General features: G+C 38.3%; 14 protein-coding genes. 7 read left to right on the top strand and 7 right to left on the bottom strand.

What is annotated here, in order from left to right:
* Positions 1-46: 46 nt before the first annotated feature.
* A complete protein-coding gene (locus tag L3V25_RS02050) occupies positions 47-1,372 on the bottom strand; it encodes a carbohydrate porin (protein WP_237293837.1) in 1,326 nt (441 codons plus the stop codon).
* 333 nt (positions 1,373-1,705) lie between these two features.
* Here L3V25_RS02050 and L3V25_RS02045 point away from each other — a divergent pair, with 333 nt between their 5' ends.
* On the top strand, positions 1,706-2,785 hold the full coding sequence (locus L3V25_RS02045) for a family 43 glycosylhydrolase (RefSeq protein WP_237293836.1): 1,080 nt from the start codon (positions 1,706-1,708) through the stop codon (positions 2,783-2,785).
* 135 nt (positions 2,786-2,920) lie between these two features.
* Complete coding sequence (locus L3V25_RS02040) at positions 2,921-5,359, top strand: glycoside hydrolase family 2 TIM barrel-domain containing protein (RefSeq protein ID WP_237293835.1); 2,439 nt, start codon at positions 2,921-2,923, stop codon at positions 5,357-5,359.
* 124 nt (positions 5,360-5,483) lie between these two features.
* On the opposite strand, the gene L3V25_RS02035 is transcribed toward L3V25_RS02040, so the two are convergent.
* Both L3V25_RS02035 and L3V25_RS02030 read right to left on the bottom strand, forming a co-directional pair.
* Positions 5,484-7,037: a sugar porter family MFS transporter gene (locus L3V25_RS02035; protein ID WP_237293834.1), complete on the bottom strand. Its 1,554-nt coding sequence runs from the start codon at positions 7,035-7,037 to the stop codon at positions 5,484-5,486.
* Between the two features lie 203 nt (positions 7,038-7,240).
* Positions 7,241-10,162 (bottom strand): beta-galactosidase, encoded by a 2,922-nt coding sequence (locus L3V25_RS02030; RefSeq protein WP_237293833.1) that lies wholly within the window; start codon positions 10,160-10,162, stop codon positions 7,241-7,243.
* A gap of 204 nt (positions 10,163-10,366) precedes the next feature.
* Between L3V25_RS02030 and L3V25_RS02025 the strand changes: the two genes are divergently transcribed.
* Entirely contained in the window at positions 10,367-11,119 is a 753-nt protein-coding gene (locus L3V25_RS02025) for an IclR family transcriptional regulator C-terminal domain-containing protein (protein ID WP_237293832.1), read from the top strand.
* Between the two features lie 21 nt (positions 11,120-11,140).
* On the opposite strand, the gene L3V25_RS02020 is transcribed toward L3V25_RS02025, so the two are convergent.
* The 4 genes from L3V25_RS02020 to ugpC all read right to left on the bottom strand — a co-directional run bounded on the left by L3V25_RS02020 (position 11,141) and on the right by ugpC (position 18,150).
* Positions 11,141-12,520, bottom strand: coding sequence for an MATE family efflux transporter (locus L3V25_RS02020; RefSeq protein WP_237293831.1), 1,380 nt, complete (start codon positions 12,518-12,520; stop codon positions 11,141-11,143).
* Between the two features lie 101 nt (positions 12,521-12,621).
* On the bottom strand, positions 12,622-14,973 hold the full coding sequence (locus L3V25_RS02015) for a sugar-binding domain-containing protein (protein WP_237293830.1): 2,352 nt from the start codon (positions 14,971-14,973) through the stop codon (positions 12,622-12,624).
* 381 nt (positions 14,974-15,354) lie between these two features.
* Positions 15,355-16,797 carry an aldehyde dehydrogenase gene (gene aldA / locus L3V25_RS02010; RefSeq protein ID WP_237293829.1) on the bottom strand — a complete coding sequence of 481 codons (1,443 nt, stop codon included), beginning with the start codon at positions 16,795-16,797 and terminating at the stop codon, positions 15,355-15,357.
* A 264-nt stretch (positions 16,798-17,061) separates the two neighbouring features.
* On the bottom strand, positions 17,062-18,150 hold the full coding sequence (gene ugpC, locus L3V25_RS02005) for a sn-glycerol-3-phosphate ABC transporter ATP-binding protein UgpC (protein WP_237293828.1): 1,089 nt from the start codon (positions 18,148-18,150) through the stop codon (positions 17,062-17,064).
* 284 nt (positions 18,151-18,434) lie between these two features.
* On the opposite strand from ugpC, the gene L3V25_RS02000 reads away from it, so the two are divergent.
* The 4 genes from L3V25_RS02000 to L3V25_RS01985 all read left to right on the top strand — a co-directional run bounded on the left by L3V25_RS02000 (position 18,435) and on the right by L3V25_RS01985 (position 22,995).
* The gene (locus tag L3V25_RS02000) at positions 18,435-19,301 is read left to right on the top strand and encodes a sugar ABC transporter permease (protein WP_237293827.1); all 867 of its coding nucleotides are present in this window, start codon (positions 18,435-18,437) and stop codon (positions 19,299-19,301) included.
* Positions 19,301-20,200 carry a carbohydrate ABC transporter permease gene (locus tag L3V25_RS01995; RefSeq protein WP_237293826.1) on the top strand — a complete coding sequence of 300 codons (900 nt, stop codon included), beginning with the start codon at positions 19,301-19,303 and terminating at the stop codon, positions 20,198-20,200. The genes L3V25_RS02000 and L3V25_RS01995 overlap by 1 nt, the downstream gene beginning before the upstream one ends.
* A gap of 54 nt (positions 20,201-20,254) precedes the next feature.
* Positions 20,255-21,526 (top strand): ABC transporter substrate-binding protein, encoded by a 1,272-nt coding sequence (locus L3V25_RS01990; protein WP_237293825.1) that lies wholly within the window; start codon positions 20,255-20,257, stop codon positions 21,524-21,526.
* 227 nt (positions 21,527-21,753) lie between these two features.
* Positions 21,754-22,995, top strand: a complete 1,242-nt coding sequence (locus L3V25_RS01985) for an extracellular solute-binding protein (protein WP_237293824.1) — start codon at positions 21,754-21,756, stop codon at positions 22,993-22,995.

The raw sequence follows: 22,995 nt of genomic DNA, 5'->3' as shown, positions 1-22,995 counted from the left end.
AGACCTCATGTCAAAGGTTGCTGATTTACATCAAGGCAAGAAAACGTTACCACCAAGCTTCGAATTGAACACCAAATGATAAAGCGTCTGAGCTCCCCATTGGAATATCGCCATCAATAGCCCAACGGTCATAGACTTTTGATTCAATATTCATATCTGCATAAGTTGCATATAAGCGAATGACGGGGCGATCCCAAAAACCACCTCCAATGTGTAAGTTTTGAGCCAAGGTCACTTTATAACCATCATTGGTACCATCATCTGCTTTATTAACACCTTTTAAATCAGCAAATTCATAGCCAGTTTCAATTTCTGTTGACGTTCTCTCATTCCAAACATATGTTCCACGAACAACAAATGTATTCCAATTTGATTCATATAGTTGAGTTCCTGCACGCGCTCGAGCTTCTTCGTCAAATTTTGCATTTTCATGTTGTGCGATGTAGTTTAATCGAACAGAGTCTGTGAGCTCTTTATAACCTTGGAAAAACGCACCAAATTGATCAGTTGCCAGCGCTTCCCATGAACCTCGTGTTAACGATCCTGTTGCATTACGGCTATAACGAACAAATAACTCGTCCCAGTTAGCCCAATCACCATAACGTAACTTAGCCGCAGCTTGGTAGCCGTCTGGGTTCATATCTTTATAGGTACCATTACCTGAAGGATGATCTTCATCTTTGTTTGGCCCCATGTAAGTACCGTAGTTAGCATAGAGGTTAAGTGATAAGTTTTCGGCTAATACGATGTCACGTAATGAAGTACTAAATGCAATCATCTCGCCAGAGTCATCATCACCACCTGCTGGACCGGCTCCATTAGCACCTTCATCATACAAATTTCGAGTCACCCCTACATAAAGGTTACCAATTCCAACATCAATATTATCTATACCAAAGCCAGCACCATCACTTGATAACGGCTGTGAGTCAGTTAAAAAGGTTTCTACACGTCCGTAATAGCGCTTACCAGCCCAAAACGTTGCGGAAGGATTAGATGGAATAACACCATCCGCGACCACATAGAGTTCATCTAGAGCCAGCTCTGTACCATAAACAATGTTAGCGTTTACACCCCAGTTCATATCATTTTTAGCTGCGTAGCCATAATCAAAATGCATCTCGAGCCAGTTTGATTCATTACCTAGACGACCAGCTGAAGTATCAGTATAAGTATTACCAGGCAAACGAAATACATTGCTTCCTGTATTTGCCCAGTCATATGCCGTTTTATTTAAAACAGGGTCATTTGTAATACCAATACCTGCTTTAGCATAACCGTGGTAATTCATCCCTTCTTCAATTGCCGCATTAGCCGAAAGCGATAATAGTAAAGAAGCACACAATGTAGAGTATTTAAACTGCTTGTTCATTATATTTCCTTATTTAAAATGTAGTTATTTATTATTAATTGCCAATACATTCATTTAAAAAATAACAAATTGTTCATATTAAATTAGTGATATATTTAACATTTTAAGCAAGGTTAACCACGGCAACTGTAAACGTTTAACCAAAAAGTTAAAAAAATACCAATAAACACATAACAAACAACAACTTACATTAAAAATGCAAATGGGGTGAATTTTCATAAATGTGCGACAAATCACCAACTGGTCAATAAGTTTGAAATAACATGTAAATCAATTTGCAGATTGACCATTCTTGGTTTACGTTGGCTTAATCTTTTATAGAGGTGTGTAAAGATGTCAAAAATTAAAAAACTCAGTTTAGCTTCGCAACGTGCAATTGACCGCGGTTATGATAACCGTGGCCCAGAGTGGTTAATAGAATTTGAGGTCGAAGAATTAAAAGGTGATTTCGCTTTTGAGGAAGGCGTCATTCGTCGAGATCCTACTGCCGTCATTCTAGTTGATGGACATTACCATTGCTGGTATACCAAAGGTGAAGGGGAAACTAAAGGTTTTACTGGTAACCCTGATGATAAGGTTTTTCCATGGGATCAGACCGAAGTGTGGCATGCAACATCCACAGATGGGTATACATGGAAAGAGCAAGGACCCGCAATTCAACCAGGTCAATCTGGTCGTTATGATGATCGAGCTGTTTTCACACCAGAGGTACTTGCTCATGATGGTAAATATTATTTAGTTTACCAAACAGTACAAGCGCCATATACCAATCGTCAATTTGAAGAAATTGCTATCGCTTGGTCTGATTCTCCATATGGACCTTGGAACACATCTGATGCGCCAATTTTAAGCCCTGAAAAAGATGGAGAATGGCAAGGCGGTGAAGACAACCGATTCCATGTAAAATCGAAAGGTAGTTTTGATAGCCACAAAGTACATGATCCTTGCTTAATGTATTTTAACAATAAATTTTATCTTTATTATAAAGGTGAAACCATGGGTGAAGAAATGAACATGGGTGGCCGTGAAATTAAGCATGGCGTTGCTATTGCGGATAATATACTCGGCCCTTATATCAAGTCAGAGTTCAACCCAATTTCAAACTCTGGTCACGAAGTCGCAGTATGGCATCAAAATAACGGTATAGCGTCATTGATCACGACAGATGGGCCTGAAAAAAACACCATTCAATGGGCACCAGATGGTATTAATTTCCAAATCATGTCCCATATCAAAGGTGCACCTGAAGCTTTAGGTATCTTCCGCAATCCAGAAGAGGGCAACTTGCCTGATCCAGGTTTGGAGTGGGGTGTCTGCCATAAATATGATGATTCTTGGAACTGGAACTTTATTTGTCGCTATCGAATCAAGCGCCAAATTTTAGATGCGGGTACCTTCCAAAACAGTAATTAATTAATTAAAACCTCACTGTCCGTTCACCGCCTGGGGATATCAGCGAGGTTATCTTCTCCACAATGGAAAGGTTCTCATATTCATCATGAGAACCTTTTTTATTTATAGCTCTTTCGCTTCCTAGAGGATTTAACGATGAACTCACTAGATCAACAAGCCAGCCGCCATCAGTCATTATTTAATCAAAATTGGCAATTTCAACTCAATGAGACTCCACAGGAATCTGCATGGGAAGAAATTCAACTACCTCACGACTGGAGCATTAAACAGGATTTTAATCCAGAGTGTGATGGCGCAACTGGTTATTTACCGGGAGGAATAGGCTGGTATAGAAAAAGCTTTGATAACCCTCTTTCTCATTCGCAGCGCAAGGCTTTTTTAGTGTTTGATGGCATTTATAATCATGCCACAATCAGGCTCAACCAACAGGAATTACACTATCAGGCCTATGGATATTCCCCTTTTGTACTCGATATTACCGACTATTTACAAGCTAACAACCAATTAGAAATCCAAGTCGATCGTCGTCGATATATTGATAGTCGTTGGTATACCGGTTCTGGTATCTATCGTAATGTTGAACTTATTACAACCCAAGATATCTATATCCCAATTTGGGAAAACCAATTACGCTCAACCGTCATTGATGCCAATACAGCCTTAATACAGCAAAGCTTACAACTTCAAAATGATCAGCCAGAAAATGTAGCACTCAAGATAGAGACTAATATCTTTTGGGAGAACAATTTAGTCGCTAATGAGCAACAACAAGTAACTTTAGCCCAAGGTTCCCACTCAGTTATATTAGATATACCACTCAACACACCTAAACTTTGGTCCCCAAGTTCACCCTCTCTGTACCAAGTCCAGACTCGTGTGTATCAAGGCAATACAATAGTTGATGAGATTCAAACCAACATCGGTATTCGAGATTTTCATTTTTGTGCTGATACTGGTTTTTATCTCAATGGCCAATCAATGAAGATCAAAGGAGTGTGTTTACACCATGATGGTGGACTTGTCGGGGCCGCAGTTCCTAGAGAAGTTTGGATACGCCGACTAACCAAACTCAAGAAAGCTGGTGTTAATGCCATTCGTATCGCACATAATCCAGCCTCTGTTGAACTTCTAAAACTCTGCGATCAACTTGGTTTCTTAGTCCAAGATGAATTTTTTGACGAATGGGACTACCCTAAAGATAAACGTCTCAATATGGGTAATCAGCATGATGATTTTGAATCACAAGGCTATAGCTTTGATTTTCAAATTAATGCAGAACGAGATTTGAAAAATACATTAAAAAGTCATTTCAACCACCCTTGCATTTTTATGTGGAGTATCGGTAATGAGATTGAATGGACATATCCAAGAAATGTACAAGCAACAGGCTTTTTTGATGCTAAATGGGATGGTAACTACTTCTGGAGCTTACCCCCTCATACTCCACAAGAAATCAAACAAGCTCTGACTGACTTACCTCAGCACCAATATGATATTGGTCAAACTGCAAACAAACTGGCTCAGTGGGTTAAAGAATTGGACACCACTCGTCCTGTCACTGCCAACTGTATACTTCCTTCCGCCAGCTACTTATCCGGTTATGCAGATGCACTTGATGTTATTGGTTTTAGCTACCGCCGTGTTGTATATGACTACGGGCATGAGAACTACCCTAATCTGCCTATTATCGGGAATGAAAACCTACCTCAATGGCATGAATGGAAAGCAGTATTAGACCGTCCACATGTCGCAGGGCTCTTTTTATGGACAGGTATTAATTATATGGGAGAAAGCCATAATCAATGGCCAACGCGCACCACAAACAGTGGTTTACTGGATGCTGCTGGCTTTGAAAAGCAATCCTACTATTTATTCCAGTCATTATGGACTGAACAGCCTATGGTGCATATTTCAACCCAACAAGCGAGTAAGACTGACTTCGTTCTTGAACCTTCAACTTTTAGCGCTAAAGCTACCGATCCCGACGCATGGAAACAAGCCCTTTGGGTATGGGAAGAGCGACATCAACATTGGAATTACTCCCAAGATGAATGGATCATTGTTGAAGTTTTGTCTAACTGCGAACAAGTGGAACTGTGGTTAAATGACCGCTGCATTGGCCAACAATCTCTGCTTGAACAAGAAGACCGTTTTTTCCTTTGGGCTCTTCCTTATCATAGTGGACAATTAATCGCAAAAGGTATCAATGAGGGACAAATCGTTACTCAAGAGTTTATTTCAACCAGTACTGAGGCAACTCAAGTTCAAATTTTGGATGAATCCACTCATAACTCTAATCTGAAACAACTGGTTATACAGTTAGCAGATCAAGATAATAACCCTGTTAGACACCAAGAAAGAAATATCAAATTAAGCACAACATGCGGCAAAATCATAGGCGTAGATAACGGCTCAGCCTCAAGTACCCAACCTCATAAGATTCACACATCGAAAGAGCAATCCATCACGACCCACCAAGGAAGAGCCTTAGTCATTATAGAAATGGAGGCCACTCACTCCAACCTTGAACTTACCGTTGAACTTGATGGTATAAAAACAACACTCTTTTTGTAGTTCAAACCACATCGGTCATTTATACCCAAGTAACTTCAAGGTGCAAGTTACTTGGGTATATACCAAAAATAAAGCATCACCATTTCTGGTGATGCTCTTTATTTTTGCCTTATGAATCGATATTTTACGAACGACTTAACGCTAGTTCAATTTCTTCAATACTCTTGTTCTTAGTCTCTGGTAATAAGAAGAACAAAAACACTAAACCTATCAATGAAAAGCCTGCATAAGATAAAAAGGTATTTGCTGCACCCATATTAGCCAATTGCCATGGGAAGAATTGCTGAATTAGATAACTTGCAATACTGGTCACTAATGCACACATAGGAATCGCAGCACTACGTACCGAATTAGGGAATATTTCAGAAAACAATACCCACATAATCGGACCAATAGAAATATGGAAAGCAGCAATGAACGCTAATATACCGATTAATACCAACACAGGATTTATATGGATAGAAGCCTCAATAATAGTTGCTTCATCTTTCTTCAACGTTGACGTATCTAAAACACTTGAAAGTGCCTGTTTAAATTCGGTATCTTTCTCAAAAGACTGATTGATTAATGGCTCTAATGGTGCCGTATCCATAACTGCGGATAAACTTTGCACTGATTTTTCTGTCACCATATAACTTGCATTATTAAAACCATACCAACACATCGTATGACTAATCACTGCTGCAGTTAACCCAAGGACAATAAGTGGTTTCCTACCTACTTTATCAATGAACAAGATAGCAAATACTGTAAAAATGAAGCTGACAATACCTACGTATGTCGCTTGCTGGAATGCAGCATTACCACTAAAACCAATTTGTTCGAACACTGTAGGTGCATAGAACAAAATTGCATTCATCCCTGTAATCCCCTGCACAATTGCGATCGTCACTCCAATTAAAACCATTTTTCGCATACGTGTAGAGAACAAAGCATGAATCTGATGTAAATACTTTGGTTGTGAAAAGTTTTCAATACGAGAACGAATATCTCTATAGACAGCAGTGCTCTCTTCTTCGTTTTGATAAAGCTCAACTAGAATAGCTTTAGCTTTTGCATCTTGATCTTTGGAAATCAACCAACGAGGGGACTGCGGAACTTTAAACAATAAGATAAACCAAATTAGTGCAGGAATAATTTCTGTTGCAAACATCGTACGCCAAATGTTCGCCTCAGAAAAAAGCAAGCTTCCTTCCGAAAGATTTGAGACTAAAAAATAATTGATAAAGTATGTAGAAGACAACCCCAAAACGATACTTAGCTGATTAGCTGAAACTAACTTGCCACGAACTTTATCGGGAGAAATTTCACCAATATACATAGAAGCAATGGATAATGAACAGAATGCTAAACCACCAACAAATCGTGCAGCTGTCAGCATTTCAAAAGAAGTAGAAAGCGCAGAGCCAATAGCTGAAAATAAATACAGCCCAGCAATACCTATCAGTGTATTTTTGCGTCCAAACTTATCACTCAACTTACCAGCAATTAAAAGTGCAATGATCGCACCTAAACTTGGTGCACTAACGACAACACCAAGTTGCATATTAGTCAAATCAAATTCAGCACTGATATACCTAACAGTCCCCGAAACAACTGCTGCATCTAAACCAAAAACAAAACCACCTAATGCAACAATTAACGCATAGGTTACCGCTTTCGAATATTGTGTATTCATTTTTATTTACCACCTGGTTAAACGATTACACGGATAATAATCCAATTGGAAAACCAATTTACCAATTTGGATCACACATTGATGAAAACAATCAAAATTTATTAACTAATTTTAAGAACTCTAAATTGTATATTCATTTCCGACCGTAGAAATACAAATAGAGGCCGAAGCCCCTATTTACAACAAATTCAATGATTTATTGATTATTTCAAATCACCATATCGTTGTTGGTATAAGTTTCTATTTACTTCTTTTGCAGCTTCCACCAATGGTGTATAGGGTGTATCGGTAACTGTCACAAAACCAACATTATAATTTTCACCATCCCATGCGCGTCCAGTAACAGGTGAATCCATGTACTGGAACCAATGGGCTCCTATAAAGTACGGATTTGCGATAATACTTTCCATATAATGTTTATATGCATCAGCACGACCTTGTTGATCGTCTGCACTCACAATCCCTGGATGGAATAATCCTGAATCAAGCGCTCCAAAATGGAATTCCCCAATAATACTTGGTTTATCTAACTCCTCTAAACGACTCCAATCTCCTTTTGATTCCAAGTCTTTGGCATAAAGATTATATGACATTACATCAACGTATTTAGCTGCAGCCTTAGCAGCTTCAGGAGTAATACCCCAATCAGAAAAACGAGATCCTAAGTTCAAATGGTGTGGCATGACTTTTCGCATTTCTTCATTCACAACTTTAAAATATTGATCAGCAAGAACAAAGAGTAGTTGACTAAGATCTTCTTTTACTGAAGCAGTATAATTGCCTGTAAAATTAAACCCTTGTGAAAATTCATCCCAAGATTTAACTTGTATTCCCCATGACTTGTTCAATTTATCGATGGAGCCATATTTATCTTTTAATACCTTATCAAATGCTTTTTTAGCTGAGCTTTCGCTTTCTTTCATTTTCAGCCCGGATACTGCAAGTGAATAATGGTTTGCATCTACCTCCGTGTTCCCCCAACTTAATTCGTTATCAACAAAATAACCGATACACCACGGGTCATTATTTACTTCATCAGCCACATTCTTTGCCATTTCTGCTACTGATTTTCGGAAGTCTGGATCAAACGGGTCATGCAATGGTCCCCAGTAATCATTGCCGGTACTAATCTTTTGGTGTTTGCCTGTAATCCAACCGTGTGCCGTGTAAGGTACTTTTTTATTACCATAGAAAGCGGCAGGCTCTGACCAATTACCCAAAGAAGTAAAGCCCCAGTCTTGCATGCGTGCTAAGGTCACATCACGCCACACATCATGAGTTTGAGCTTGTGTATCAGTACCATATTTACGTTGTAGATTTGCAGCATAAAAACTGAATACTTCACCATGTTTCAATGGTCCAGCATGTACCATTGGGTTATAACTATAGTTATCAGCAAGCTTTTCTTTATAATCAGGTAACCAAGTAAACATTCCATGTCGTAAATCTGATTTCACAACACGTTTGTCGGTATTTTCTATATACCCACCGGTAGAAATTTCACTTGGGCGGAAGACACTCGTATCAATATCTTTTGTATCAGCAAAATCAACACCTGTAACGGTATAGCTATCATCAAGACGAATATTATCTAAACCTGTAACAAAATATAAGTAACCTTCAGGATCGACAAGAGCCCACTTACCCTCTATTTTTTCAGTACGGAAATACCCTGTCCCTTTTAATTTCGGTCCTTCTTTCCATCCTCCAAACTTACTGCGGTCTGGCATTAATGTGGCAGACTTAACTAATGCAAGGTCTTCTTTACCATGCTCTTTTAACTCTTTTTCATCATGGACTTTTAATGGCCAATCTTCTTGGGTGTATTGCCCAAATTTATCAACCAAACCTACATAGCGCTCTGTATCTGTACTTAAATTTGGTATTAAGCGGAAGTTATCAAATTCTAACTCCGATGTCGTTGTAGGGTTCATCATGTAAAGCTGAAAACTAACGATATTAGATGGATTTAATTGCCCTTCTCCCCAGCCAAAAACAACTTGAGTCGCAGCAAAAGATTTCTTAGGTGGTTCACCTCGCATACCCGAACTTAAACCCTCAGCCAAGTCTTTGAGCGTAACATAATATGTTCCATCTGAGTTCGGTGCAATTTGCACATATCCAGTTCGGCTATGTACTGAACCATTTGATTGCCCACCTAGTTTTTCATCAAGGTCATCATCAACACGTACAAATAGTTGAACACCACTTTCACCTAAGTTTTTTGCATCGAAAGCCAGCGCAACATCACCATGATGAGACCAATCCCATACTTGACCTTTTTTATTTCCTGCTGAAAATTTGACTGTAGGATATGCTTCATCGGTTGTATAAGTAACTCGCAATGCATTCCCCGAATGGGAAGAGGTTGATTTGATTTTGGTTCCCGTATTTCGCTCAATCTTGGCCATATCTGCAGATTTTTCAAAATCTGCAACGGTCAATAAACTAGGAATCTCGGTTTGAATAACAGTATCTGTACGTGCTTGAGATTTAACAAAGTCTCCAGTCCCTTCAATATAATCGATTGAATGAATGATTACTTCTTGTTGCTCAACTGGACCCACTGCATAAAATTGAAATTCAGCAATACTTTTTAAGTCAAGTTCACTACCACCACGGTAACCCTCTAGTCCTCTCTCTGTACCATTAAAAAGAAAATCAACCGTTTTAGTTTCACCAGCATCTAAATAAATAGGTAAATCTAATTGATGTGATTCTGCCCCCATAATTCCAATGCTATCTGCGACTTTCAATTCAAATCGCACCTTGCTATCTCCTGGGTTTTCTAATTTAAGCTTCAAGCCACCTTTATTAAGCCAATCATATGTCCCTGCAACTGGGCGGAGCTTGATATTAGGCCATTTTGAATTTGCTTCATCTTTAGAAACAGCATCAAAATGTACTTTTAAAGCATCTCCGTGCTTGGCATAAGAAGTAAACGATGTTGCTGTTTTATCCAAAAAAGCATCATCCGTTAATTCGATTGGTACACTAACACTACTTAAATCTTCTTGTTTTTCAGCTTTTGTATCAGCAAATACCGGGGTTGAGGTCGCCGTATAACTTGCTATCAATACTCCTGATAAAACAGCTAAGGCGATAGAATTTCTCTTAAAGTTCACTATAATATCCTTTTATTTCAATTGTTATTATAAGCTTACTCAACCGTAGCAAAGTAAACGTTTACATTATGGGCAAGAAAATAAAATGTTTTTGTGATCAAGTTAAAGTAACTTATTGAAAATATAGAAACTGATTTTTTAAAAAATTTTAGTTATTATTAAAATAGTTTGTAATGAAAAAATTTAATTTTAGCCAAGGTATTTATGATAAATAATAAAAAATACGCAGTACCGGCCTTAGACAAAGGGTTTGATATTTTAGAGTTGTTAGTCATGACTGAGCGCCCTCTAAATAAACTTGAAATAGCACAAGCTTTAGAGCGTACCCCTAATGAGTTATATCGTGTACTAATTGGACTAGAAGTTCGTGGTTATTTAATTCGAGATGACGCTGGAAAGTATCGGGTTTCGTTAAAGTTATACAATTTATCACGTCGTATTGATCCTTTGGATAAGATTCGTCAGTGCGCAATTCCTCATATGGAAGACCTCGCTGTAACAATTGGCCATTCATGTCACCTGAGTATGCTATACCAAAGTCAGACAATGGTAATTGTCAATGCGCGAAGCCATGAACCGCTATCACTCAATATTGCAGAAGGTGCTATCTTTCCAACGACACAAAGTATTTCTGGATGGGTTTTATTAGCCAATAGTAATGATGAAGTTCGTCATATGATTTTGGAAAGAGACGCCGAATCTCAACATACAATCCCCGATGATTTATCACAGCAACTCAGCCGCATACAGCAACAAGGCTGGCATCAAGGACAAGTACATCAAGCATCTGGTGTATTAGATATTTCCGCTTTAATTGGACAAAAGGAAGGATTGGTTATTGCAGCATTGGGCGTGTCTATTCTACAAGGAATGGAACATTCACCATGGACTAAAGAAGCCATTCGTGACGAGTTAATGAGCAAAGCTCAACTTATTACACATCAATTGGGCTGCTAATAAATTCACAGTGAGCAGAACCTAAGAAGATTTTATGGCTACTTGGTCTTGCTCATTATTTCCAGTAAACACAAATTGAGCCCATCGTTTAGAACGCCAGCGTAAGATCATCACAACCCCACGAACCCATTCATCAATACCTAAAGCTACCCACACACCCAATACTCCGTACACCCAATGAATACCCAATAAGTAACTAAACACCACCGATAACCCCCACATTGAGAGGATTCCTATTTGTACAGGAAACTTAATATCGCCAGCCCCTTTTAATGCTGCAATAAAAATGAGATTAGCACAGCGACCAGACTCAACAAAAAAAGCACCTAAAAGCAAGCTGGCAACCATCGCAATAATTTCTAGGTTATCAGTAAAAAGTCCAATAATAGAATATCGCATAATAAAGATGACACCGATAATCCCCATAGTGACGGATAAGCCAACTAAATAATATGTTGTAACTCGTTTGAAAATATCTTCTACCCAGCCTTTCCCTACATAATAACTGGTTTGTATTTGTGCTCCTTGACCTAAAGCTAAAGAAAAAGCAAAAGCAACTCGTGTAATATTTTGTGTATAAGTGAAGGCGGCCAAGGAATGTGTTCCTAAACGCACCACAATATAGGTAATCGCAATTTGCGCTAGATTATAAGACAAAACCTCGCCTGCATTCATACCTCCAATTTTTAGGATCTGTTTATACACAAAAGAAGGGATAGATTTCCATTTCGAAAAAGGAAGCGACACCTTAGATTGCGCACAAATAACAATAAGAACCGCTGTTACAAAAAACTGACTCACCACGGTCGCCACGGCGACCCCCGTCACACCATATACAGGCAGTCCAAAAGGTTGATACAAAGCCATATAGTTTCCCACCACATTAATGACCCCTGCAATCAGATTAATCATCATAGGAGAACGAGAATATCCATGACTGCGTAAAATGGTCGTTAACACTATACTTATCGCAAGATTGAAGGTACAAGCACCAGTGATCACCAAGTAGTCATAACCAAACTGTGCTACTTGGGCATCTAAATCAAACAAACCTACCACTTGATATGAACTGATAAAAACACTGAAACTAAGCAAGCTACCCACGAGCACTGCCAACAGAATACTCGCCACTCCAACTTGAGCAGATTTATGGTAATCGGAAGCACCATTATATTGAGCAATCAAAATACCGGTGCCACTACTAACCATCATGCAAATAATCAGCAAGAAAAACATAATTTGAGACACAACGCCTACAGCGGACACCGCCAAATCAGAATAATGACCCAGCATAAATATATCTGTTGTATTCAGTGCTGCTCTCAATAGTACTTCAATAAAAATTGGCCAAGTTAATGTCACAATTCTCATTCGCTGTTGAATATCACTATTTTGATTCATTCTATTCTCCTGATGGCATAAAAAAGTGGAGCATCATGTACTCCACTTTAAAATCCCACAGTTAAAAGTGGTAACGTTAACAATTATAAAATATTAGGTTATTACCACATTTCTGGCCAGTAGCGATAAATACTATGTCCATGCTTTTCTAACCTTTCCTGAGCCTCCGCTAAGAAAGCGAGACTTTTAGCTTTCGCGTGTTGTTGATCACCAATTAACAACACATAATGATTATCCGCCAATAATTTACCTTCATCATCAATCAGACGTAGTGTTACCTCAAAACTATCTTCTAGTCCCTCGGGTACTGTCCAATCAAGATCAGAAAACTCAACCGCACTATCTGAACCAACATTGGCAATAATGACATCACCTTTAGTCAAATCTTCGCCACATTGAATACACCATTTCAACGTCAAATCTTGATATGAGTGTTGGAAATCATTAACGATCCAAAGTTGACCTTTGAATGCACAGCCTGAGGTCCAGCGACGCTTACTGAAGGCCAAACTAGGTAACAACGGCTGATATGTTCGTTTTAAATAATCAAAGCTAATTTTCTTCTCTCCGTAAAAATCGACTACTCCCCATTTAATATCAGGCACATGCGTAATAAAGTGACATAAAGCGACCCCACTCATTTTAGGCTTACGGCGACGATAAGTTTCTAGAGCAAACTGAATTACAGTTCCCTGAGCAACTTGAGTCGCTTCAACAAATTCTTCTAACGAACCTAATTTATAATCATTAAATACTTCAAAATTTAAGTTCTTAAGAATATCAATATCTGCCCAGTGATATGCCCAACTTGGCCCCATTGGCCACAATTCATTTTCTGGAATAAACTTCTTCAAACTTTCAATACTTGGTGCTGAAGCTGCTGTTAGCTCAGGAATAATGCAACAGTCTAATGCAGGATAATATTCCTCCATAAACTCTGCCCCACCTTGGTAATAGTGCTCGTTTGCATGAATTGATTCATGAGGTTTAAAGCCCATATTCACGGCAGAATCAGAACTTAGTGGTGATGCTAACCCGTAAGGTACGTTCGTGATGCTATTGACACTAGCGCCAATCCGTTCCATCAAAGCTTTATTTCCACTTTCTTCATGTGCTCCAGAGAAAAATACTTCTTCTCCCCCCATCCAGAAAACTTGTGAAGGGTGATTACGACGTTGTTTAACCGTATGCTCACACTCATGCAGAACCCCATTAATAAATTCTTCTGTATCGGGATATGCTTGAGTTGCTAAGGTAAAGTTCGTCCATACCGTAATCCCTAGCTCATCACATAAACGGTAAAAATCTGGAATTTCTGGCGGATGCCAACCAAAAATGCGCAAATTATTGATATTAGCTTCACGCACTTTTTCAAGACGATCTTCATACTTCGCTTCACTATTTTGACCATAAAGGAAAGAAGGTTGCCCTCCCCAACAAGCAGAACGCAAGAAGTGACGTTTACCATTAATTACAAAGGTCCAAGGGTATTCACGCTCTTCATCTGTATATCCTGGATTCAGTTCCATTGTGATTTCACGTAAGCCAATGGTTTCCTGAAAGTCATCAACAAGTACACCATCTTTCCATAGTTCTACCGTTAAATTATGTAGATTAGGAGTTCCCATATCCCATGGCCACCAAAGTAATGGATTTTCAATCTTGAGTTTAACGTCTTGAATACTTTCACCAGCTGGAATATTCAACTTTTGTTGCCATTCAAATGGTGTTGCTTGGCAGTTTTTACCCGTAAGTTTGATTGCCAATTGATAGTCTTGCGCTTGTTCTGTCTGATTTTGAATTTCTAACCCTAAATCCACCATCGCCAATTGTTCATTGGGTATAGTGACATCAACGCGAACATCGTTAATATTCATTTTATCACGTGCTTCCACCAGCACTGGACGCCAAATACCAAAAGGCACAAGCCCAGAAAAATAATCGCCGGAGAAATTTACTTTTTTACCACCACAATTACGATAATTCTTTGGTGGCGGGTCTAATTTCACCATCAACATATTCGAACCATCACGCCAATCTTCATAGCTGACAACTTCAGTAATATCAAATTCAAAAGATGAGAACATTCCTTCATGGCGGCCGAGGTATTGACCGTTTAGCCATACTTCACAGCTATAATCAACACCTTCAAATTTAAGAAAAACCTGCTTGCCTTGCATGCTTTGAGGTACTTCAAAACGACGGCTATACCACCATTCATATTCAGCTGCCCACTTGGCTTTGTGCATATTACGCCCAAAATATGGATCATCTATTTCATTTGCACGATGAAGATCCGTATATACATCTCCAGGCACCTTTCCAAAATTCCAGCTGAAGTGAGTACCTTGATACTCTGCAGGTAAGAGGTGTAACCCCTCAATCACCCCTTGCCCCGGACGCATCCGTTCCATCTGCCAACGACAGCCACTTAAATCTAATATTTCTTTCATTTCTCACCCTTACAGATAGATTTATATATAAACATTAAATTCAAATATAAACCACGGCATTGTAAGTTCAACCAATATTTAAAATTGGTTAACTAACTTGATAGGTGGGTCACTTTTCACATCTTAACTTTACATTCCAAGACGACCATAAAGGCAGAAACAAAATTCTAAATAAAATGAGGTTATTTCCTAGAGACACTAAGTTTTAAGATGACATGTAGCGGTGAGGATGTAAGAGAAGTCATTTGTTAAAACTTTTGACAGCTATAACCATAGTATGTTCTAGCTAAACAATCTCTCTAGAAGGAATCTTTAAGCAAATAAAAAAACCTCAAGCTTTTAATAAAGCTTGAGGTTAATTGTTTAATTAACTCGATTAAATTAACCGAAGTTCACATAGAACGTTTTTTTCTCTAAGTATTGTTCAAAACCGTACTTACCATCTTCTCCACCTGTTCCACTCAGTTTGTAACCATTATGGAATCCTTGATGCTGCTCTCCATGTCCACGATTTACATAAATCTCACCACATTCAAGCTCATGAGTTAAACGATGAACATTTTTAATATTTTGGGTGCAAATCATCGTTGCTAATCCATAATCGCTATCATTAGCATAACCAATAGCTTCTTCAAAAGTATCAAACTTGATCACAGGTAGAATCGGTCCAAAAGCCTCTTCATGTACGATTGTCATCTCTTGCTTAACATTGGTAAGCACGGTAGGTTCAAACCAATAACCTTGAGCAAACTCCCCACTAGTTAAACGCTTACCGCCATAAGCTAAAGTTGCACCTTCTTCAATTGCTTGGGCAACAAGTTGCTCCATATGTTCAAGCTCTCGGGCGTTAACTTTAGGGCCCATATCAGAATCCGCATGCATGGGATTTCCCACCTTAATGCCTTTCACTTTTTCCATAAAAATAGACATGAATTCATCATAAACGGCTGAATGAACATACATACGTTCATTACATGTACATACCTGACCACAGTTATCAAAGCGAGAATGTAATGCAGCGGCGGCAGCTTGTTCTAAATCTGCATCATCCATCACAATAAAAGGAGCCTTTCCGCCTAACTCCAATTGCACGTGAGCCATATTATTAGAAGATGCTTTAATAATTTGCTGACCAACTGGTGTACTACCTGTCATTGTCACCATATTAGTCATAGGATTGGAAGTTAACGCACCACCAAGACTTGCTCCACCACCGGTCACAATATTAAGAACCCCAGCAGGAATACCAACTTTTTCTGCAATATAACCCAATTCCAGTGTGGCTAATGGTGTTTCAGATGTTGGCTTAACAACAATCGTATTACCTGCAACTAATGCTGGTCCAATTTTTCGGCCTGCAAGAGCTAATGGAAAATTCCAAGCTGTGATAGCGACAACGACACCACGTGGAATCTTCTGGATCCAGATATGTTCATTCTCATTATCAGATTGAACAATATCACCGTCCATTTGACGAGCCCAGTCGCAAGCATAGTCAATAAAAGAAGCAGCAACATCGACTTCACCTAGCGCCACTTTCAACAATTTCCCTTGCTCTTGAACTAAAAGCTCCGCTAGAAACTCACGTTGATTACGAATTTCTTGTGCAAACGTTCTCATCAATTCAGCTCTTTCGCGAGCGGGTTTTCGCTTCCAGTCTGCTTGGGCTGCTTTTGCAACCGATAACACAAGTTCTGCATCATCAGCATCACCATCTTGAATTTGAGCAACGACTTCTTCTGTTGAAGGGTTAAGAACTTGATCTAATTTGCCATTTTTTGCATTGATCCACTGACCATCAACGTACATTTGATAACATTTCATATATAGCTTCCATTAACTAATAAATCACATCACACCAGTGGTGGATTAAATAAAATTGGTTTGACATATATTACACAATTAGCATACCAATTGTTCGTGAGCAACATCAAAATTTTCTTTTTTACTACCATATTATTATGATTCAAAAAGAGCTTGCAGGATTAATATTGGTATTATTTCAAAATCACAACTAAGTATAATTAGGAGGGGTAAGTAGATAAAAAGGTCGCAAAGACATGCGACCTATAACCGATGATTATTCAATTAGTTACTAATACATTGGCCATCTTGATTAAAGATATGACACTTTCTAATTTCAAACCAAAGTGGAATGCTTTCATATGCTTTCACTTCTTTGTCACTTGGAAGATGTACCACGAAACCTTCTTGGTATCCATATTGACCAAATAAATAAGTACTATTACCTAATCGCTCAACCACCTCAGAAGTAAATTCAATGCAAACTTCTCCTTTTTCTTTCATATTTAAGTGCTCAGGACGAATACCTAACTTCAAAGTTTGACCAGTAAGTTCCTCACCTAAACCAGGTAAAGGCATATCAATCACTTGGTCATCTGGTAACTTAACAATCAAACTATCAGCCGTTACTCGTTCGACATTTACGTCAATAAAATTCATTTTTGGTGAACCAATAAAGCCGGCCACAAACATGTTGGTTGGTTTTTTATAGAGATCTAAAGGTGAACCGACCTGCTCAATCCTTCCATCTTTTAATACAACAATTTTATCCGCTAGCGTCATAGCTTCTACCTGATCATGCGTAACATAAATCATTGTTGTATCTAACTCTTGGTGTAAGCGAGCAATTTGCAAACGCATTTCGACTCTTAACTCTGCATCTAAGTTTGATAATGGTTCATCAAATAAAAATGCTTTAGGGTTACGGACAATAGCTCGTCCAATTGCAACACGTTGGCGCTGACCACCAGATAACTCTTTAGGTCTACGTTTTAACAATTCTTCTAGTTGTAAAGTTCGTGCAGCAATCTCAACTTGAGATTTAACTTTATCTTTAGCTACACCACTCATTTTCAAGCCAAAACCCATATTTTGCTCAACCGTCATATGGGGGTACAACGCATAAGATTGGAATACCATTGATATTCCCCTCTCAGCAGGCTCTACATCATTCACTAAGGTGTCACCAATATATACATCACCATCTGATATCGTTTCTAACCCCGCAATTAAGCGCAATAATGTCGATTTACCACAGCCTGATGGGCCTACGAATACCACAAACTCACCGTGGTTTATTTCTAAATCAACACCATGGATTGTTTGTACCTTACCAAAGCGTTTTTTTACATTTGATAACTTTATATCTGCCATAACTACAAGCCTTTAAAATTCAATTCCAGTTAAAACTAACAACCAAAAAACAAAAAAACAAGGTCATTGGTTAACCTATTCTTACTATTTATATCTTATTTGTGATTTATCGCATATAAACAAGAAATGAACAAAGACAAACAGTGTAAACGTTTTACTAGTTTGAGTTTTGTCACATTTATCAATCAGAACTACTGCTAGTCTAAATTCAAAGTTTTGATAGGTTTGTAAGAGTTCCTTTTCTTATATCCATTTATCAAGCAAAAAATAAAGAGGATGAGATTGTGAGAATAGATAAACGGTTATATTTTTTAATTCCAGCATTGTTTTTATATTTAACATTTACTATTTACCCAGTTATGCAAGGTGTTTCACTATCCATGACACAATATGCAGGTATAGGTGAGGCTAAATGGATTGGTTTGGAAAATTATCAAGCTATATTTCAAGATCATAGGTATCTACAAGTTCTTAAAAACACTTTAGTTTATGGAATCACTGTGGTTATTTTTCAAAATGGCTTGGGCCTTATCTTTGCTTCGATTCTCTATAACATACCTAAAGTTCGAAACATGTTAAGAACGGCTCTTCTTGTACCGTCAATGCTCTCTCTTGTGATTGCTGGTTACATTTGGCAGTACTTATACTCACCATTAGGTGGGGGGTTAAACGAATTACTCGCCTCTATTGGACTTGGCAGCTTACAACAAGTCTGGTTAGGTGACTCACAAATAGCCATTTTTTCTGTTGCCGCTGTACACGTATGGATGTTTGTTGGTTACTCAACAGCTATATTCCTTGCAGGCTACGCTGGCATTTCTTCCGAAGTAAAAGATGCGGCTCGAGTTGATGGTGTATCACCAATCAAATCATTCTTTTACATTGATATTCCCCTGCTTGCCCCGGCAATTACAGTAAATATTACCTTAGCAACTATTGGTACATTAAAGTCATTCGAATACCCATTTATTATGACTGGTGGAGGTCCAGATTATTCAACCATGACATTAGGGTTACGTATTTTCATGCTGATCTTCCAAGAGTTTAAATATGGTATGGCTGCTGCACTGTCCGTTGTAATGATTGTATTTGTTGCACTTATTACTATATTGCAAAACAGTTACTTACGTTCAAGAGAGGATAAAATATAATGAACAACATTACCTCAACTGACACTCAAAATATGGTGGGTACACCTGTGAATCGAACTCAGAAAAAGAAATTATTAACGCCACGTAATATCAAGCAAGGCTCGTTAATTGGGCTTATGTGCCTCATTACTACGGTTATTTTATCGCCAGTTGTCTATATGATCTTTATGTCTTTTCGTAGCCGTAAAGAAATAATGTTAGAACCTTTAGGCTTACCAACAGAGCTACATTTTTCAAATTATGTAAATGTCATATCAGACATGAACTATTTTGGAACAGTAATGAATACGATTGGAATTACCGTCACGACAATTATTGCAGTGGCTATTCTTTCATCTTTAGCAGCTTATCCATTAGCTAGGATTAAAGGTAAATTAACTAATACTGCGTATATTTTCTTTATGTTAGGTATGGTGATCCCACCATTTGCAGCCCTAACTCCGTTATATTTATTTATGCGAGACCTTGGTTTATTAGATACTTATATAGGCTTAATTATTGTCTATACCGTGGGTCATTTACCATTAGGTGTATTCTTTTACACTAGCTTTATGAAAGCGATTCCTAAAGAATTAGAAGAAGCCGCGACTTTAGATGGGGCAACGTTCTTAAAAACTTATTGGTACATAATTTTTCCAATGTTGAAACCAATTACCGGCACACTAGCGATTTTTGTCACTCTTGGTGTTTGGAATGATGTTGTAAACCCACTGTTATTTATTACTTCCGAGAGCAAATTAACCATTATGCCAGCAGTATTACGTTTCTTAGGGACCTATTCTGTTGACCCTACACAGCTATTCCCAGCAGCAGTTTTAGCCTCTTTACCGTTGCTTATCGTATTTTTTGCACTCTCTAAACAGATCGTAAATGGTATGACTGCAGGGGCAGTTAAATAAATTATTGAAGATAACAGCAAAGTGATTTGCATATAACAATAGGACAAAAAAGATATGAAATTAAAAACTCTCTCTTTATGCTGCGGGTTAGCGCTAACGCTAGGAACAAGCACCCTTGCTTCAGCTGCCACAACTCTAGAAGTATCCAGTTGGAAAGGCGCTGGAACAGAAGTCGCTGGGTTTCCAGAGATTATTGCTAAATTTGAAAAAGAAAATCCTGACATAAAAGTAAAGCTTAATTACATGGCTCGTAACGATATGATCACAAGTATTCCCGCTCGTTTTCAAGCAGGAAACCCACCGGATGTAGTGATGGTCGATCGTGAATTTATCCAGCATTGGGGAGGGAATGGTCAACTTATGAAACTTAATGACCAACCCTTTATTGACCGTATAGAACCAAGCTTAAAACCATACCTTGGTTTAGGTGACTCTGCATATTATGCAATGATGCAAGTTTCCGGAATGGGCGTTTATGTCAATGACGATTTGTTTAAAAAAGCTGGTGTCACTCAATACCCTCAAACAATTGATGAGTTAACTAAGGTTTGTGGCCAATTAAAACAAAATGGCATTGAACCAATGTTATTGGCTGCCAACAATGGTAGTTGGACTCCATATGTTTATTTCTTAGCTATGGGGTTAGCAAACTCTGATACGCCGGATCCAGAAATGATTAATCGTTTAGTCTCTGGCGAAGAAAAATTTGCGGATAACGCTTCTTTCAAGCAGGCTTTTGAAGGGATGAAAAAGATTGTAGAAGCGGAATGTGTTCAACCTAAGATCAGTGCTGGTACTGACCCTTGGTCTGTTGCACTTACAACCTTCCAATCTGGGCGAGTAGCCATGTTACCACAAGGGTTATGGAATATAGCACCATTCCAAAAAGACGGATTACCAGAAAACTTTAGCTTGCATCCATTTCCAAGTATTAATGGACAAAAAGCAATTGTAATGGACTATACCGGAACTGGTTGGGCTATTCCTAAAGATTCAAAACATAAAGATGCTGCCAAAAAGTGGGTAGATTTTTGGATGCAAGATGCCAACTTATCAACTTATGTAAAAGCGGACACATCAATTACAACTCTAACAAATGGAACCAATGGTGTGCCTTCTCTTGCAAAACCATACCTTGATGCTCGAAGTGCGGGACACAAAGTAACCTTCCCTGTTGGAACAGTTGGTGTTGACTTAGGTGCAGAAATGCCGAATGACATTACTTCATTTATGTTAAATCCAAATCAAGATTACAATAAAATTCTACAACGCTGGGATGATCTAGCAGCGAAAGATCGTCGTAATCAAGCACGTAAGAATAACTAATTTAGACCCAAATAAAAAAGCGAGCTTGATAGATCGCTTTTTATTACCTGCTTGCCTATCGCTTTGCGTGTAGTTGGGCAAGTTTCTCTACAACCATATCTAACAACTTAAAATCAATTTGTTTAATTCGTACCTATTTGTTTTTCTTTAGTGGTGTTAAACACTTTTGCGTGCTTATTCAAATATTGATGGCAAGTCAATTAATACAACAAAAGGATGTGCATTAGATGAAACTCAAAAAACTATCGCTCTACTGTGGATTAGCGTTATCTTTCAGTAGTCCCACTTATGCCAATATCACCACTCTTGAAGTTTCAAGTTGGAAAGGAGCTGGAGCTGAAGTAGCCAACTTCCCAACAATTATTGAACGGTTTGAAAAAGATAACCCTGACATTAAAATTAAACTTAACTACATGGCTCGCAACGATATGGTTACGAGTATTCCTGCCCGATTTCAAGCAGGAAACCCACCAGATGTCGTCATGGTTGATCGAGAGTTTATTCAACATTGGGGGGGGAATGGCCAGTTAATACCACTTAATGATCAACCATTTCTCGATAGAATAAAGCCCGAGCTTATCCCATATCTTGGCATCGGTGATAATACCTATTACGCTATGCTACAAATTTCTGGTATGGGTGTTTTTGTCAATGATACATTATTTAAAGAAGCTGGAATTTCACAATATCCACAAACAATAGACGAGTTAACACAAGCGTGTACAAAGTTGGATGCTCACGGTGTTCAACCTATGTTGTTAGCTGCTAATAATGGTGGATGGACTCCATTTATTTATTTCTTGGCAATGGGCTTAGCAAACAACGATCAACCTGACCATACTTTGATTAATGATTTAATGAGTGGAAAGAAGAAGTTCTCAGAAACCAAATCATTGAAAAATGCTTTTGAGGCATTCCGAAAAATGATCGATGCCAAATGTTTCGATCCTAAAATCAGTGCAGGAACTGATCCTTGGTCCGTGGCGTTAACCTCTTTTCAATCAGGCAAAGTAGCAATGCTTCCTCAAGGCTTGTGGAATATTGCTCCATTCCAAAAAGATCAATTACCTGAAAACTTTAGTTTGCATCCATTCCCTAGTATCAATGGCACTAAAGCTATTTCATTAGATTATAATGGTCCTGGTTGGGCAATTCCAAAAGATGCAAAACACAAAGAAGCAGCAAAAAAATGGATAGATTATTGGATGCATGATGAAAATCTAAGCTTATATGTGAAAGCCGATACATCTATATCAACCTTGAAAAATGGCACATCTGGTATACCTCCATTAGCAAAACCTTATGAAGATGCTCGCGATGCTGGAAACTTTGTCACTTTTCCAGTAGGAACACTTTCCGTAGAGTTAGGTGCTGATATGCCAAATGATATTACTTCTTTCATGCTTAATCCAAAGCAGGATTATATGAAGATAATGCAACGTTGGGATAAAATGGTAGAAGATAAATAA

The organism is Vibrio sp. CK2-1 (genome assembly GCF_021726515.1).
Classification (GTDB): Bacteria; Pseudomonadota; Gammaproteobacteria; order Enterobacterales; family Vibrionaceae; genus Vibrio.
This window is presented reverse-complemented; position numbering and strand designations above follow the sequence as displayed.